Origin of the sequence: Streptomyces sp. NPDC048270 (assembly GCF_040652335.1) — a bacterium.
In the GTDB taxonomy this organism is placed as follows: Bacteria; Actinomycetota; Actinomycetes; order Streptomycetales; family Streptomycetaceae; genus Streptomyces.
Map to the genome: position 1 here is coordinate 65,792 of NZ_JBEZLV010000017.1, position 15,174 is coordinate 80,965.

At 73.4% G+C, this 15,174-nt stretch carries 14 protein-coding genes; 10 read left to right on the forward strand and 4 right to left on the reverse strand.

The annotated features are described in order from the left end of the window. Positions 1-150: 150 nt before the first annotated feature. A complete protein-coding gene (locus AB0D66_RS17215; RefSeq protein ID WP_362303344.1) occupies positions 151-669 on the reverse strand; it encodes an EF-hand domain-containing protein in 519 nt (172 codons plus the stop codon). Between the two features lie 300 nt (positions 670-969). On the opposite strand from AB0D66_RS17215, the gene AB0D66_RS17220 reads away from it, so the two are divergent. Together AB0D66_RS17220 and AB0D66_RS17225 are read left to right on the forward strand one after the other, a co-directional pair. Further along, positions 970-1,533, forward strand: coding sequence for a sigma-70 family RNA polymerase sigma factor (locus AB0D66_RS17220; protein WP_362303347.1), 564 nt, complete (start codon positions 970-972; stop codon positions 1,531-1,533). Then, the gene (locus AB0D66_RS17225; RefSeq protein WP_362303350.1) at positions 1,530-2,777 is read left to right on the forward strand and encodes a zf-HC2 domain-containing protein; all 1,248 of its coding nucleotides are present in this window, start codon (positions 1,530-1,532) and stop codon (positions 2,775-2,777) included. The genes AB0D66_RS17220 and AB0D66_RS17225 overlap by 4 nt, the downstream gene beginning before the upstream one ends. A gap of 164 nt (positions 2,778-2,941) precedes the next feature. Here AB0D66_RS17225 and AB0D66_RS17230 read toward each other — a convergent pair whose 3' ends face one another. After that, positions 2,942-4,513: an AMP-binding protein gene (locus tag AB0D66_RS17230; RefSeq protein WP_362303353.1), complete on the reverse strand. Its 1,572-nt coding sequence runs from the start codon at positions 4,511-4,513 to the stop codon at positions 2,942-2,944. 136 nt (positions 4,514-4,649) lie between these two features. Here AB0D66_RS17230 and AB0D66_RS17235 point away from each other — a divergent pair, with 136 nt between their 5' ends. The 4 genes from AB0D66_RS17235 (at position 4,650) to AB0D66_RS17250 (ending at position 8,723) form a co-directional block, all read left to right on the forward strand. Beyond that, complete coding sequence (locus AB0D66_RS17235; protein ID WP_362303356.1) at positions 4,650-5,864, forward strand: amidohydrolase family protein; 1,215 nt, start codon at positions 4,650-4,652, stop codon at positions 5,862-5,864. Continuing rightward, entirely contained in the window at positions 5,864-7,018 is a 1,155-nt protein-coding gene (locus AB0D66_RS17240) for an acyl-CoA dehydrogenase (RefSeq protein ID WP_362303359.1), read from the forward strand. Before AB0D66_RS17235 ends, AB0D66_RS17240 begins: the two co-directional genes overlap by 1 nt. A 5-nt stretch (positions 7,019-7,023) precedes the next feature. Beyond that, positions 7,024-7,947, forward strand: a complete 924-nt coding sequence (locus AB0D66_RS17245) for an acyl-CoA dehydrogenase family protein (RefSeq protein WP_362303361.1) — start codon at positions 7,024-7,026, stop codon at positions 7,945-7,947. A 311-nt stretch (positions 7,948-8,258) separates the two neighbouring features. Next, positions 8,259-8,723 carry an ATP-binding protein gene (locus tag AB0D66_RS17250; RefSeq protein WP_362303364.1) on the forward strand — a complete coding sequence of 155 codons (465 nt, stop codon included), beginning with the start codon at positions 8,259-8,261 and terminating at the stop codon, positions 8,721-8,723. 340 nt (positions 8,724-9,063) lie between these two features. Here AB0D66_RS17250 and AB0D66_RS17255 read toward each other — a convergent pair whose 3' ends face one another. After that, positions 9,064-9,789, reverse strand: coding sequence for a hypothetical protein (locus AB0D66_RS17255; protein ID WP_362303367.1), 726 nt, complete (start codon positions 9,787-9,789; stop codon positions 9,064-9,066). A gap of 263 nt (positions 9,790-10,052) precedes the next feature. Here AB0D66_RS17255 and AB0D66_RS17260 point away from each other — a divergent pair, with 263 nt between their 5' ends. Beyond that, complete coding sequence (locus AB0D66_RS17260) at positions 10,053-10,646, forward strand: MBL fold metallo-hydrolase (RefSeq protein ID WP_362303370.1); 594 nt, start codon at positions 10,053-10,055, stop codon at positions 10,644-10,646. 98 nt (positions 10,647-10,744) lie between these two features. On the opposite strand, the gene AB0D66_RS17265 is transcribed toward AB0D66_RS17260, so the two are convergent. Then, on the reverse strand, positions 10,745-11,671 hold the full coding sequence (locus AB0D66_RS17265; RefSeq protein WP_362303373.1) for a cyclase family protein: 927 nt from the start codon (positions 11,669-11,671) through the stop codon (positions 10,745-10,747). A gap of 108 nt (positions 11,672-11,779) precedes the next feature. Between AB0D66_RS17265 and AB0D66_RS17270 the strand changes: the two genes are divergently transcribed. The 3 genes from AB0D66_RS17270 to AB0D66_RS17280 are packed head-to-tail and all read left to right on the forward strand — an operon-like array spanning position 11,780 to position 14,987. Next, complete coding sequence (locus tag AB0D66_RS17270; RefSeq protein WP_362303376.1) at positions 11,780-12,691, forward strand: SDR family oxidoreductase; 912 nt, start codon at positions 11,780-11,782, stop codon at positions 12,689-12,691. Between the two features lie 17 nt (positions 12,692-12,708). Next, complete coding sequence (locus tag AB0D66_RS17275) at positions 12,709-13,923, forward strand: acyl-CoA dehydrogenase family protein (protein ID WP_362303379.1); 1,215 nt, start codon at positions 12,709-12,711, stop codon at positions 13,921-13,923. Continuing rightward, positions 13,920-14,987 (forward strand): Zn-dependent alcohol dehydrogenase, encoded by a 1,068-nt coding sequence (locus AB0D66_RS17280; RefSeq protein WP_362303382.1) that lies wholly within the window; start codon positions 13,920-13,922, stop codon positions 14,985-14,987. Before AB0D66_RS17275 ends, AB0D66_RS17280 begins: the two co-directional genes overlap by 4 nt. Positions 14,988-15,174: the final 187 nt, after the last annotated feature.

The following is a 15,174-nucleotide window of genomic DNA, read 5'->3' on the forward strand; positions in this document are numbered from 1 at the left end:
CCCCGGCAGAGCCCGCGCAGCCCGGGCAGAGCCCGCGCACCCCCCGGCAGAGCCCGCACCCCCCCCGGCAGAGCCCGCGCAGCCCCGGCAGGGGGCCGGGCCCGTCCCGGCAGGGGACGAGGCCCACCCCCGAGCGCCGCACGGCAGGGGTCACGCGTCAGGGGCCTCCACCCCGCAGTACGACGCGAACGCCGTCAGGATCTCGTCCTCCGAGATGCGGCCGTCGCCGTCCGTGTCCAGGGCGGCGGCCACCCGCGTGGCCGGCTCGGGCGCGGTGCCCAGGACGCGCAGGACGCGGGCGGCGGCCGCCGGGGTCGCGCCCGCGCCGTCCTCGTCCGCCACCGCGATCACGGCCCGCAGGAACGGCCGCGCGATCTCCGCGAACCGGTCCGGGTTGTCCCGCAGCCGCTTGGCCGCCCCGGTGATGAACTCCTCGCGGGACACCCGCTGGTCCCCGTCGACGTCCGCGATCCCGGCCATGCCCTGCCAGAAGGCCTCCGCGCCCGCGAAGACGGCCTGGCCCTTGTCCGACCGGGCCGTGGTGCCGAATTCGGCCAGGACGGCCTTCGCGGCCGCGCTGAAGTCCTCCCGGTCGATATACCCGGACCCGTCCTGGTCGAAGGTGGCGAATCGGGCGGCGATCTTGCGCTCGTATTCTGCGCTGTCCATGTTCGGCGTTCCGCCTTCACGTGTGCGGTGGGTTCAGATCAAGACAAGGCAGGAGCGTAAGGCCTCGGTGGCCTGTGCGTTAAGCGAACCGGTCAAGGGCGCGAACGCATCGAACCCGCGCACGGGGAGCGCGGCGGGGCGCGCACACCTGTCCCCATGTGCCGCTGCCCTTACCACGGTTCACACACCGCCACGCCTCTATCACGGAGGGCTCACTTCCAGGGTGACCTTCCCGCAAAACGGGCGCGATGGGCCGGGTGCCCACTACATTCGATGCGTCGACACACGGCTGGGGGCATCATGCCTAAGGACGTACCACCGCGCTGGGACCGCCGCATGCAGCAACGCCTCGCCCGCGGCGAGGCCGCCGCGCTCGGTGAGCTGTACGACCGCTTCGCCTCGCTCGTGCACAGCCTGGCGCACCGGGTACTGGGCGACGAGAAGGCCGCGGACCGGATCACCCGCGAGGTCTTCGGCTACATCTGGGAGAACCCGGACGCCTACGACCCCAAGCAGGGGTCCATGCGCTCCTGGGTCGCCCGGATCACCCAGGGCCAGGCGGTGGCCCGGCTGCGCCAGGCCGAGCTGGGCCGCGGCTCGCGCGAGGAGCTCGAGCAGAAGGTCCGCAGTGCCAACGCGGCCGCCCGCGCGGACTACATCGTCACCTCCATGCCCGCGCCGCTGCGCGCCGCGCTCGAACTCGCGTACTTCAAACGGCGCGACTACCGGCAGGCCGCCGCCGACCTCCAGATCAGCGAGGACGAGGCGCGCCGCCGGCTGCGGCTCGGGCTCCAGCTGCTGTCGACCGCCAACACCCTCCCGCAGGAGGACTCCGCCCAGCCCGGATATGGAACGTCGCGATGAACGGCCCCGCCGAGTGGCCCGAGGACGGATACGAGCGCCCCGGGGGCCCGGCCCGGATACCGGGTCCGCGCGGCGCCGCCGACGACTTCGACCCGCGGCACGCGCCGCCGTTGCAGCCGCTGCCGCCGCCGGCCGCGGAACCGCGCACGCACGCCGTACTGAAGTCGCTGCTCGGCGCGTGGGCGCTGGCCGCGTGCTCCGCCGAGGAGACGCAGGCGGTGGAGGACCACCTCACCGAGTGCGCGCCCTGCGCGGAGGAGGCGCTGCGGCTGCGCGACGCGGTGGGGCTGCTGCACCCGGAGGAGAACCTCGACCTGGGGCCGCTGCTGCGCTCGCGGGTGCTGGAGGACTGCCTGGGCAAGCGGCCGGCCCGGATCCCGGTGCCGGTGTGGGCGAACCCGTACGACACCGAGACGGCGCGGCTCGACGCGCTGCTCCAGGACTTCGGGGACTCGGAGTGGCACACCCCGGTGCGGCTGAAGTGGTTCGAGGAGGAGCGGCGCAAGACGCAGCGGACGACGGTGGCGGGCGTGATCGGGCACCTGCTGGCGGTGGACGGCCTGGTGGCCGCCGCGCTGGGGCTGGACGATCCGCTGGGCAGGGAGGCGCCGGCGGGCGCCGGCCCGGCCGAGCGGTCGGAGCACTTCTGGCAGGCGTCGGCGTACCCGACCACGCGGCAGGTCCGCGAGCCGTGGCGGGAGCAGGGGCACACGCTGGTGCGTACGGTGTCCTTCGCGGGCCGGGGCGTGGCGGAACTGGCCGTGGACTACGGGGATTTCGCCCTTCCGCTCGGGGACGCCTTCCTGGAGCGGGCCTTCGAGTGCTGGGTGCACGCGTGGGACATCGCGGAGGCGGTGGACTACCCGTACGAGCCGCCGGCCGGCCCGCACCTGCACCGGATGATCGACTTGGCGGCACGCCTGCTCCCGGGCGCGCTGGCGCAGCGCCGCCGTGCGGGCCTGGCGGCGCCGGCGCGGGGCCTGGTCGCGGCGGGTGCGCCGGGGCGGACGCTGCACCTGGAGATCGAGGGCGCGGGCGGCGGCGGGTGGGACATCGCGCTGGACTCGCCGGGGGCCGTGCCGTCGGTCGAGCGGACGGTGGCGGAGATCGCGCTGGACCGCGTCGAGTTCTGCCAGCTGGCTGCCGGGCACATCTCTCCGGAGGAGGCGGCCGCGGGCCAGCACGGCGACCGCGAGGCCATCCGCGACGTCCTCTTCGCCGCCGCGTCCCTGAGCCGCATGTAGCCCCCGCCCGCCCTGCGGGCCTGCTGCTGGGGCTCCGCCCCCGGGGGTCCGGGGGCGGAGCCCCCGAAGCGGGGTCCGGGGCGGAGCCCCCGGGAAACGGAGAAAGGGCGGGGCGGGGAGCGGCTCCGCCCAGCGGCACCCCGCACCCGCCCCACCCGCCAGGCCTACGCGAAGCGCTCGCGAAGTCGGTACTTCAAGACCTTCCGCAGGGCCTCGTTGCGCGGCAGCGCGTCCAGTACCTCCAACTGCTCCGGCAGCTTGTGCGTCGCCAGCCCCGCCCCCCGCAGGTACGCCGTCACCTCCGCCAGGGTCAGCGGCGCGGCCGAACCCGCTGGCTGCTCCACCACCGCACACACCCGCTCGCCCCGCTCCGCGTCCGGCAGCCCGATCACCGCCACGTCCGCGACCCCCGGCAGTTCGTGCAGCAGGTCCTCGATCTCCTTCGCGGAGATGTTCTCGCCCTTGCGGATGATGACGTCCTTGCTGCGCCCGGTCAGCACCAGGTACCCGTCCTCCGTGAGGTGCCCGAGGTCGCCGGTGATCAGGTAGCCCTCCGCGTCGAAGACCTCCGGCGCCCCCGGCCCCCGGTCCCGGTTCAGGTACCCCTGGCAGACCGCCTCCCCCCGGAGCCGGACCTCCCCGTCCGTGCCCGCCGGCAGCGCCTCCCCGTCGGGGCCCGTGATGCGGATGGACATCCCGGCCGGGGGCCGGCCCTCGGTGGTGGCCAGGTGGTGCGCCGTGTCGTCCGGGGAGCCCATGGTGATCATCGGGACCTCGGTCATGCCGTAGCCGTGGGTCAGCATGCAGCCCATCTCCCGTACGACGGCGTGGTAGATCTCCGGCGGCTTGGGGGCGCCGCCGCCGGCGAGCAGCCGCAGGGTGGGGATGAGCTTCGTGGCGGGGTCCTTGCGCTGCTCGGTGAGGAACATGGAGTAGAAGGCCGTGGAGCCGCCTGCCACGGTGACCCCGTGGCGGCGGTAGCCGTCCAGTGCGTCGGGCATCGCGAACTTCTCGAAGAGGACCGCGGGGAAGCCGTACAGCAGCAGCATCACGGTGTAGTCGGGCCCGGCTATGTGCGCGAAGGGGAAGGCCATCGAGCCCACGTCGGCCGGGGTCAGGTGCAGGGCGTGCGCGAGGCAGGAGCCGCCCGCGATCAGCGAACGGTCGGTGTGCAGGACGCCCTTGGGGTCGGAGGTGGTGCCGGAGGTCCAGTAGATCCACCGGACGTCGGTGCCGGAGGCGGGCGGCGGGGGCAGGACGGAGGGGTCGCCGTCCGGGAGGGCCGAGTACGCCTCGAAAACGCCGCGCGCGCCGAGCCGTTCGGCCATCGCGGGGTAGTCGAAGCCCCGCCAGACGCCGGGGACGGCGAAGAACTCGGCCTTGGACTCGCGGAGCGCGAAGCCGACCTCCCGGTCCCGGTAGAAGGGGATCACGGGGGACTGGACGGCTCCGATCCGGGCGAGGGCGGCCGAGAGCAGGACGGTCTCGATGCGGGTGGGCAGCTGCCAGGCGACGACGGTGCCGGGGCGCACGCCCATGGCGTACAGGCCGGCGGCGGCCCGTTCGGAGCGGTCGCGCAGCTCCCCGAAGGTCAGCCGGCGGTCGTCGGCGGGGTCGTGCGCTGCCTCGATGAGGACGGTGGTGTCCGGGGTCAGGGCGGCGCGGCGGGCGATCAGCTCCCACAGGGTCGCGGCCCGGCTCAGTTCCGTCGCGGTGCCGGTCGTCGTGTCCGTCATCCCAGACCTCCCATGGCTGACCTAGCTAACTGACGGATAGTCAGATCAAGCGGAGAGCGTAGAGCGCCGACGCTTGTCGGTCCAGGGGTGGCGGGGCTAGCTTGTTTCTGACGATCCATCAGATTGGGGAGACGGCATGGGACTGGAACTGCCACGGATCATCAGCGTCGACGACCACGTGATCGAGCCCGCGCACCTCTTCGACGTCTGGCTTCCGGCCAAGTACCGGGACCGCGGCCCCAAGGCGCTCACCGCGGGCATCGGCGAGCTGGAGTACACCGGCGGCAAGTACGTGATCACCATGGATCCCGACGGCCCGCCGACCGACTGGTGGATCTACGAGGACCTGAAGTTCCCGTACAAGCGCAACATCGCGGCCGTCGGCTTCGACCGCGACGACATGACGCTGGAGGGGATCACGCGGGAGGAGATGCGCCGGGGCTGCTGGGACCCGGGGGCGCGCCTCGCCGACATGGACCTCAACCACGTCGAGGCCTCGCTGTGCTTCCCCACCTTCCCCCGGTTCTGCGGCCAGACCTTCGCCGAGGCCCACGACAAGGAAGTGGCCCTCGCCTGCGTGCGCGCCTACAACGACTGGATGGTCGAGGAGTGGTGCGGCGACAGCGGCGGCCGGCTGATCCCGCTGTGCATCATCCCGCTGTGGGACATCGACCTGGCGGTCGCCGAGATCCGGCGCAACGCGGCCCGCGGCGTGCGCGCGGTGACCTTCTCCGAGATCCCGACGTACCTCGGGCTGCCGTCCATCCACTCCGGCTACTGGGACCCCTTCTTCGCCGTCTGCCAGGAGACCGGCACGGTGGTCAACATGCACATCGGGTCCAGCTCCCAGATGCCCGCCGCCTCCCCCGACGCACCGCCCGCCGTCCAGGCCTCGCTCAGCTTCAACAACGCGATGGCCTCGATGATGGACTTCCTGTTCAGCGGGGTGCTGGTGAAGTTCCCGGCCCTCAAGCTGGCCTACAGCGAAGGGCAGATGGGCTGGATCCCGTACGCCCTGGAGCGCGCCGACGACGTCTGGCAGGAGCACCGGGCCTGGGGCGGGGTCCGCGACCTGATCCCCGAGCCGCCGTCCACGTACTACTACCGGCAGATGTTCTGCTGCTTCTTCCGCGACAAGCACGGCATCGCCTCGCTGGACGTGGTGGGCCGCGACAACGCGACGTTCGAGACCGACTACCCGCACGTGGACTCGACCTTCCCGCACACCAAGGAGGTCGCCCTCGACCACGTGCAGGGCCTCGACGAGGAGACGGTCTACAAGCTGATGCGCGGCAACGCCATCCGCATGCTCGGCCTGGACCTCGACCGGGACCGGGCCGGGGGCCGCTGATGGACCTGACCTACACGGACGAGGAGCAGGAGTTCCGGGCGCGGCTGCGCGCCTGGCTCGGCAAGGTGCTGCCCGAGCTGCCCGCCAGGCCCTCGCCGGACGACTGGCCCGGGCGGCGGGCGTACGACCTGGGCTGGCAGCGCAGGCTGTACGAAGCCGGGTACGCGGGCCTGCACTGGCCGGTGGACGCGGGCGGCCGGGGGGCCACCCCGACCCAGCACCTGATCTTCCTGGAGGAGACCGAGCGCGCGGGGGCCCCGTACGTCGGCGCCAACTTCGTCGGGCTGCTGCACGCGGGCCCGACCATCGCCGCCGAGGGGACGGCGGAGCAGCGGGCGCGCTGGCTGCCGCCCGTGCTGCGCGGCGACGAGGTGTGGTGCCAGGGGTTCAGCGAGCCGGACGCCGGCTCCGACCTGGCCTCCCTGCGCACCCGCGCGGTCCGCGACGGCGACGAGTACGTGATCACCGGTTCGAAGATCTGGACCTCGCACGCGGAGGTCGCCGACTGGTGCGAACTGCTCGTGCGGACGGACGCGCAGGCCCCCAAGCACCGCGGGATCTCCTGGCTGGCCCTGCCCATGGACGCGCCGGGGGTGACGGTCCGGCCGCTGCGCACGCTGGCCGGGTCGACGGAGTTCGCGGAGGTGTTCCTGGACGAGGTGCGGGTGCCGGTCGCCCACCGGGTCGGGGCGGAGAACGACGGCTGGCGGGTCACCATGGTCACCCTGTCCTTCGAGCGGGGCACGGCCTTCGTCGGGGAGGTCGTCGCCTGCCGCCGCACCCTGGGCGAGCTGGCCCGTGCGGCGAAGGCGAACGGGCGCTGGGACGACCCGGTGCTGCGGCGCAGGCTGGGGCGGCTGTACGGGGAGTTCGGCGCGCTGTGGCGGCTCACGCAGTGGAACGTGAGCGAGTCGGAGCGGTCGGGCGGGGTCCCCGGGATCGGCGGCTCCGTCTTCAAGCTCGCCTACTCGCACGCGCGGCAGGAGCTGTACGAGGCGGCGGCGCAGGTGCTGGGGCCGCTGTCCCTGTCGCTGGAGGAGGAGTGGACCCTGGACCGGCTCTCCTCGCTGTCGTACACGATCGCGGCGGGCACCTCCCAGATCCAGCGGAACATCGTCGCCGAGCGGATCCTCGGCCTCCCGAAGGGCCGGTGACGGGCGTGGATTTCCAGCCGACCGAGGAGCAGCGGGACCTGCGGGCGGGCGTACGGGACCTCCTGGCGGGCCGCTACGGGCGCGAGGCCCTGCGGGCGTCGGTGGACTCGGGGGTGTGCGTGGACCGGGGGCTGTGGCGGGAGCTGGGCGAGGCGGGCTTCTTCGCGCTGCGGCTGCCGGAGTCCGAGGGCGGGGTGGGGCTCGGGCTGCCGGAGGCGGTGATCGTCTTCGAGGAGGCCGGGCGGGCGCTGCTGCCGGGGCCGCTGGTGGCCACGCACCTGGCGGCGGGGGCGGTCCCGGGGGCCGCGTCCGGGGCCGCGGTGGTCACCGCGTTCGACCTGGGCGGGGACCTGGTCTCCTACCTGGGGGAGGCGGACGCGGTGCTGGGCGGCACCGGGCTGCCCTCCGGCTCCCCGGTCCGCTCGGCGGACCCGCTGACGCCGCTGCACCGGGTCTCGGCGGGGGCGGACGTGTCCTCGTACACCGCCGAGGGGGCGGTGCTGACGGCCGCGCTGCAGGTCGGGAGCGCGCTGCGGACGGTGGAGCTGGCGGTGCGGTACGCGGGGGAGCGCGAGCAGTTCGGGCAGCCGATCGGGGCGTTCCAGGCGGTCAAGCACCTGTGCGCGCAGATGCTGGTGCGGGCGGAGGTGGCCCGTACGGCGGTCTACGCGGCGGCGGTGACCTCGGCGTACGGGGCGGGGGCGGCGGAGGTGGCGGCGGCCAAGCTGCTGGCGGACGAGGCGGCCGTGTCCAATGCCCGGGACTGCCTGCAGGTGCACGGCGGGATGGGCTTCACGTGGGAGGGGGACGTGCATCTGCACCTGAAGCGGGCGTGGGTGCGGGCGGAGCAGTGGCGGACCGCGGCGGAGGCGGAGGAGCTGCTGGCGGCGGAACTCCTGGCGGCGGAGCTGCTGGGCTCGGCGCCGTAGCCGACTGTTACGGGAGGGAAGGCGCGGGACGCATGTCCGATTACAGAGAGTTGATATCGCTTTGTGTCCTTCGCCCTCCTCCTTACGGACCGGAGTCGGGGGGTCGCTCCGGTACGCTCCCACGAATGCGAGCGGTTGAGCGGCGCAGGCGTCGCACAGTATGCACCACGCCCACTCCTTCGCGCGGGAATATGCCCGAAGCGCTTGTTGTGGTGACTGTATGTCAACCATGCTGCTGCGCAAGGGGATCACAGTGGGTGATCCCATCCTGTCGCGAGGCGAAGTGTCCGCCGGTTCGGATGGTGTGAGCGGTGCAGGTGCTTCAGGTTCAGCTGGAGGTAGGACCGGACCCCGCCGAGGTCGGCCGGGCACGCCGGTGGGCCCGGTCGCGGCTGGCGGGGTCGGGCATAGGGGATGACGAGCCGCTCGCGGAGACGCTGATCCTGCTGATCTCCGAGCTGGTCACGAACGCGGTCGTGCACACCGGCTGTCCGGCGGTGCTGCGGATGCTGTTCGGGGGGCCGGGGGTGCGCGTCGAGGTCGCGGACGCGAGCGACCGCGCGCCGGCCCGCCGGCAGGCGGGCGGCGAGGACACGAACGGGCGCGGCCTGGAGCTGGTCGACGGCCTGGCGGACCGCTGGGGCTGGCAGCGCGAGGGGCAGGGCAAGCGGATCTGGTGCGAGATCGACCGCGCGGAGAAGTCGACGTCGGACGGGGCCACGGACGGGCCGCCGGAAGTTCACCCCTCGATGAGGGAACCGCGCGTGTACCTCTAACGAGGTGTTGACGATCCGTCACATCTTGATCACCCTGGTGTGGAGCGATTCGACGCGAGGGGACGCCAAGGACACGCCTTGACGAGTGCGGGTCGCGGGGTGGCGGCTGCCGTGCCGCGCTCGGGGCGTGCATGCGCACCGCCGCCACCCGCAGGTCTCCGGGGGCGGGGCCGGGCTGGGGCCGGGGCCGCCTGGAGTTCCGGATCAGGCGCTCCCTACCGGTGGAGGCAGGGCTTGGCCCGCTCGGCCGAGCAGGACGTCGTCCGGTCGGTTCCCGCCGCGCGGACCGGGACGACAGCCCCCTGCCGGGGCAGAGGGGCTGTGCGTCGCGGGTGCGGCGTTACTTGTCGGCGCAGATCACGTCGTACGGGCGGCCGATCGCCATGGTCAGTTCCATCGGCTCGGTCGTGCCCGACGGGCACTCGCTCTTGGTCTTGACCAGGCCGAGAACCTTGTACGAGCCGCCCGTGGCGCAGGGGACCTCCTGGGCCTGGTCGGTCACGCAGTCGCCCTGCACCAGTTGGCCGCCGCCCGCGCCCGCGTCGCCGGGGTGGTCGTCGGAGAGGTTCCGGCCGCAGACGGTGTTGGTGGGGATGCCGCTCGTCTTGCCGCTGCCGTACGTGATGCTCACCTCGATCATCAGGTCGGTGCCGGCCGGGCACTGGATCGAGCCCGGGAGGATGCTGGCGTCCTTGATGTCGATCGCCTTGAAGGTGGCGCCGGAGGCGGAGCACTTCTGGGGGCGGTAGCCGTCGGGCTTGTTGTCCGGGTCGGGTCCGCCGCAGTCGCCGACCTTCCACGTGCTGGAGGTGTCGGAGGAGGACTCGGGGTTGCCGGGGTCCGAGGGCTTGCCGGAGGGCTTGGCCGACGGGGACGCGGTGGCGGAGGCCGAACCCTTGGGCTTGCCGTCGTCGTTGCCGAGCCACTGGGAGGCGCCGTAGATGCCGGCGATGACCAGGGCGACGGCCAGGAAGCCGGCGAGGCCGCCGTTCGAGCGGCGGGCGGGGGGCTGGGGCGGGGGCGGCGGCGGGAACGAGGGCGGCGTGGCCTGGTACGGGTTGGCCATGGGGGCTGTCTCCTGGCGTGAAGGTGAGGGTGGGGCGGGGGCCGGTGTCCGGCCCCGGGGTCCGGCGTCCGGGGTGGTGCGCGCGAACGGGGACGCGTCATGGACACCTCATGGTTCCACGGGGTCGGGCAAGCGGATCACCCTGGTCCGCATGCTGGGAGGCGGACCGGATCGGCCGGCCCGTGAGGGTGTGGCACGAAACCCGCGATCATGGGCAGAAGAGCCACTCGTGGAGGTGCGGGTGCCGGCGCGAAGGTAGGGGCATGACAGACCAGCCCACCGGCCGCAGCGCCGAGTTCACCGTCCTGACCACCGGCTACACCACGTCCACCGGACCGGGCGTCGCCGCCACCGTCTCGTACGTCACCGACGGCGACCGCCACGTGATCGTCGACCCCGGCATGGTGGCCCACCGCGACCGGATCCTCGGCCCGCTCGCCGCACTCGGCCTGGGGCCCGACGACATCACCGACGTCGTACTCAGCCACCACCACCCCGACAACACCATGAACGTGGGGCTGTTCGCCCAGGCCCGGGTCCACGACCACAAGGCGGAGTACCGCAACGACCAGTGGACCGACCGGGACGCCGAGGGGTACGAACTCACCGGCTCCCTGCGCCTGATCCGCACTCCGGGCCACAGCCCCGAGGACATCACCCTGCTCGCCGGCACCGCCGACGGCGTGGTCGCCTTCGTGGGGGACCTCTGGTGGCGGCCGGACGGCCCGGCCGAAGACCCGGTCGCGCCCGACCGCGACCTCCTGCGCGGCTCGCGCCTGCGGGTCCTGGGGGTCGCCGACGTGATCGTCCCGGGGCACGGGCGGCCGTTCCCGGCCGGGGACGAGGCCCCGCTGTAGCGGGAGGCCCTGCTGTGGCGGGAGGCCCTGCTGTGGCGGGAGGTCGCGTGCCGCCCGCTCCCGGCCCGCCCCGGGCCCCGGACCCCGGGCCCCTGGCCTCAGAGGACGGCCACCGGGGCCACCGGAGTGCCGGTGCCGCCGACGAACGGTTCCGGCATGGCCGACAGGAGGAAGGCGTACCGGTTCTCTTCCGCACAGGCTGTGGACAACTTTTCGAGGTTCCAGTTCTGGCCCTGGAGCATCCCCATCTCGACCAGGTCGAGCGCGTGCACCGGAAGCCACAGGTTCTCGATCTCCGGCGGGAAGATCTCGAAGGTGAGCGTGTCGTTTGCGACCGCCGCCACGTCCCGCGCGTGGAACCACTCCGGGGTGCGGACCGACAGCCCCGGGGACGGGAAGCCGTAGCCGTGCTTGTCGCCCGCCAGGTAGACCTGGATCTGGCCGGTACGGACCAGGACGATGTCCCCGGCCCGGACCTCGACCCCGCCGAACTCCTCCGCCTCGGCCAGGTCTTCCGGGGTCACCGCGTGCCCCCCGGGCAGCCGGTCCAGGCCCTTGGCGCGCGCCACGTCCAGCAGGACGCCCCGCGAGACGATGTGCCCCGCCTTGTCGATGCCGCTGAACTCCGACCGCGCGTGCGCGGTGATCGAGGAGGCCGGTCGGCCGTTGTAGATCCTTCCCGAGTGCGAGACGTGCGTCAGGGCGTCCCAGTGGGTGCCCGCCTGCAGGCCCATGGTCACGGCGTCGTCGCTGCACGCCACCGTGCCCGGCCCGAAGAGCTCCTGGTTGATCTGCACCATCGTGTGCAGCGGGTTGATCCGGCCGGGGATCATCCCGGCCTGCACTCCGTCCTCCTTGAGGGGGAGGGCCAGCGGGACGCGGCGGCCCGTCCGGATCTGCGCGGCGGCCGCCCGGACGACCTCGTCGGTCACCAGGTTCAGGGTGCCGATCTCGTCCTCGGCGCCCCAGCGACCCCAGTTGTTGACGCGCTTGGCGATGTCGTGGAACTCGGCGGGCAGTGCCATGGGCCTCAACAGCTCCTTGGGTGGAAACGGCAACGAGGGCTTGTGCAGGTGCATCGAGGTGCCCATAGAATCTAACGGTCCGTCAGAAAACGCGGGAAGGGGCCGGACGTGGGGAACTTCTTGACAGGCAAGGTCGTCGCCGTCACCGGCGCCGGCCGGGGCATCGGGCGGGCCGTGGCACTCGCCGCGGCCGCCGAGGGGGCCAAGGTCGTCGTCAACGACTACGGAGTGGGCATCGAGGGCGGGGAGCCCACCAGCGAGGTCGCCGAGTCCGTGGTGAAGGAGATCCTCGCCGCGGGCGGCGAAGCCGTCGCCGTCGCCGACGACATCTCCACCATGGCGGGCGGCCAGCGCATCGTCGACACCGCGCTCGCGCAGTTCGGGCGCATCGACGGCGTCGTGTGCGTGGCGGGCATCCTGCGCGAGCGGATGCTCTTCAACATGTCCGAGGAGGAGTGGGACCCGGTGGTCGCCACCCACCTCAAGGGCACCTTCACCGTCTTCCGCGCCGCCTCCGCCGTCATGCGCCGGCAGGGCTCGGGCACCCTCATCGGCTTCACGAGCGGCAACCACCAGGGCTCCGTCGCCCAGGCCAACTACAGCGCCGCCAAGGGCGGGATCATCTCCCTCGTCCGCTCCGCCGCGCTCGGCCTCGCCAAGTACGGGGTCACGGCCAACGCCGTCGCACCCGTCGCCCGCACCCGGATGTCCGCGAACGTCCCCATGGAGCTCAAGGAGATCGGCGAGCCCGAGGACGTCGCGGCCCTCGTCACCTACCTGCTCAGCGACCGGGCCAGGGCGGAGGACATCACCGGGCAGGTCTACACCATCGCCGGCCCGAAGATCGCCGTCTGGGCGCAGCCGCGCGAACTGCGCGCCGGGTACGCCGAGGGCACCTGGACCCCGGAGAAGATCGCCGACTTCCTGCCCGGAACGGTGGGCAAGGACCCGATGCCGATGCTCGCGCAGCTGGAGGCCATGGCCAAGGCGGCGGCCGCCAAGGACCGGCCCAACGCCTGAGACCGAGGGAGACCGGCGTGGATTTCGGCTTCGGGGCCGAGGACGAGGAGCTGCGCGGGCACGCCCGCGCATGGCTGGCGGAGCACCTCGTGGGCCCGTACGCGCAGGCACGGGGCCTCGGCGGGCCGGGCAGCGAGCACGAGGGGGTCGCGGCGCGGCGGGCGTGGGAGCGCGAGCTGGGCCGGGGCGGCTGGATCGGGCAGGGCTGGGAGGCCGAGGGGTACGGGAACCGCCGGCTCTCCCTGACCGGGCAGGTGGTGTGGGCCGAGGAGTACGCGGCGCTGCGCGCGCCCGGCCGGGTCGGCCACATCGGGGAGAACCTCCTCGCGCCCACCCTCATCGCGTACGGGAGCCGGGAGCAGCGCGACCGCTTCCTGCCCGGGATCGCGCGCGGCGAGGAGCTGTGGTGCCAGGGGTACAGCGAGCCGGGCGCCGGCTCCGATCTCGCGGGCATCCGTACGGCGGGGGTACGGGACGCCGCCGACGGGCTCTTCCGGGTCACCGGCCAGAAGATCTGGACCTCCCTGGCCCAGGACGCCGACTGGTGCTTCGTCCTGGCCCGCACCGAGCCGGGGTCCCGGCGCCACCGGGGGCTGTCGTTCCTGCTCGTACGGATGGACCAGCCCGGGCGGATCGACGTGCGGCCGATCCGGCAGATGTCGGGGACCTCCGAGTTCAACGAGGTGTTCTTCGACGGGGCGGTGGCGGCCGAGGTCGTCGGCGGCGAGGGCGACGGCTGGAGCGTGGCCATGGGGCTGCTCGCCCTGGAGCGGGGGGTCTCGACCCTGGTCCAGCAGGTCGGCTTCGCGGCGGAACTGGAGCGCGTGCTGGCGGCGTACGCGGCCTGCGGCGCCGGCGATCCGGTGCTGCGCGAGCGCCTCGTACGGCAGTGGGCCGAGCTGCGCACGATGCGGTGGAACGCGCTGCGGACCCTCGGCGCGGCCTCCGCCGCCGGCGGTGGTGCGGCCGGCGGCGGTGCGCCGAGCGTGGCCAAGCTGCTGTGGGGCGGGTGGCACCGGCGGCTCGGCGAGCTGGCGGTGGAGGTCCGGGGCGCGGCGGCCGCGGCCGGTGCGGAGCCGTGGGCGCCCGGGCTGCCGTACGAGCTCGGACTCGACGAGGCGCAGCGGCTCTTCCTGTTCACCCGTGCCGACACGATCTACGGCGGTTCGGACGAGATCCAGCGCAACCTCATCGCCGAGCGCGTGCTCGGCCTGCCGAAGGAGTCCAGGTGAGAGGCGTCGTGTTCGACGGCAAGCAGGCCCAGGTGGTCGACGACCTGGAGATCCGGGATCCGGGGCCGGGGGAGGTGCTGGTCGCGATAGGGGCGGCCGGGCTGTGCCACAGCGACCTGTCGGTGATCGACGGGACGATCCCGTTCCCGCCGCCGGTGGTGCTCGGGCACGAGGGCGCCGGGGTGGTCGAGGCGGTGGGCGCGGGGGTCGCGCACGTGTCACCCGGCGACCACGTGGCGCTGTCCACCCTCGCCAACTGCGGGGCGTGCGCGGACTGCGACCGGGGACGGCCGACGATGTGCCGCAAGGCGATCGGGATGCCGGGGCAGCCGTTCTCGCGGGGCGGGAAGCCGCTCTTCCAGTTCGCCTCCAACTCGGCCTTCGCGGAGCGCACGATCGTCAAGGCCGTGCAGGCGGTGAAGATCCCGGCCGACATCCCGCTGACCTCGGCGGCCCTGATCGGCTGCGGGGTGCTGACGGGCGTGGGCGCGGTGCTCAACCGGGCGAAGGTCGACCGCGGTGAGTCGGTGGTCGTGATCGGCACCGGCGGGATCGGGCTGAACGTGCTCCAGGGGGCCCGGATCGCGGGGGCCGCGACGATCGTGGCGGTCGACGCGAACCCGGCGAAGGAGGCGGTGGCCCGGCAGTTCGGGGCCACCCACTTCATCGACGCCTCGGCGGTCCCGGACTCCTCGGCGGCGGTCAGGGAGATCCTGCCCACGGGCGCGGACCACGCCTTCGAGTGCGTGGGCAACGTGAAGCTGATCCGTCAGGCCGTCGACCTCCTCGACCGGCACGGGCAGGCGATCCTGCTCGGCGTGCCCGGCTTCAAGGAGGAGGCGTCCTTCCTGGTGTCGTCCATGTACCTGGACAAGACGATCATGGGCTGCCGGTACGGGTCCTCGCGTCCGCAGCGCGACATCGCGCTCTACGCCGAGCTCTACCGGCAGGGAAGGCTGCTGCTGGACGAGCTGGTGACGGAGGTCTACCCGGTGGAGGACTTCGCCAAGGCGGCGGACGACGCGCACCACGGCCGGGTGGCGCGGGGGGTCCTCACGTTCTGAGCGGCGCGGGGGCGGGCCGGCAGGCCCGGGCGGGCCTTGGCGGGCGCGCGGGGCAGGGGGGCGGGTTCCCCGGGCCAGCCCGCCCGCCCGCCCGTGTGTCCGCCCGCCGGCGTGTCCGCGTGTCGGCGTGTCCGCGTGTCCGCGTGTCCGCGTGTCCGCGTGTCCGTGCGTGGCGTGGGCCGCCGGG

Coding starts and splice junctions, on each gene's coding strand:
- AB0D66_RS17215 (WP_362303344.1), bottom strand. CDS start 669: ATGGACAGCGCAGAATACGAGCGCAAGATCGCCGCCCGATTCGCCACC.
- AB0D66_RS17240 (WP_362303359.1), top strand. CDS start 5,864: ATGGACCTGACCTACACGGACGAGGAGCAGGAGTTCCGGGCGCGGCTG.
- AB0D66_RS17230 (WP_362303353.1), bottom strand. CDS start 4,513: ATGACGGACACGACGACCGGCACCGCGACGGAACTGAGCCGGGCCGCG.
- AB0D66_RS17265 (WP_362303373.1), bottom strand. CDS start 11,671: ATGGCACTGCCCGCCGAGTTCCACGACATCGCCAAGCGCGTCAACAAC.
- AB0D66_RS17260 (WP_362303370.1), top strand. CDS start 10,053: ATGACAGACCAGCCCACCGGCCGCAGCGCCGAGTTCACCGTCCTGACC.
- AB0D66_RS17235 (WP_362303356.1), top strand. CDS start 4,650: ATGGGACTGGAACTGCCACGGATCATCAGCGTCGACGACCACGTGATC.
- AB0D66_RS17255 (WP_362303367.1), bottom strand. CDS start 9,789: ATGGCCAACCCGTACCAGGCCACGCCGCCCTCGTTCCCGCCGCCGCCC.
- AB0D66_RS17220 (WP_362303347.1), top strand. CDS start 970: ATGCCTAAGGACGTACCACCGCGCTGGGACCGCCGCATGCAGCAACGC.
- AB0D66_RS17225 (WP_362303350.1), top strand. CDS start 1,530: ATGAACGGCCCCGCCGAGTGGCCCGAGGACGGATACGAGCGCCCCGGG.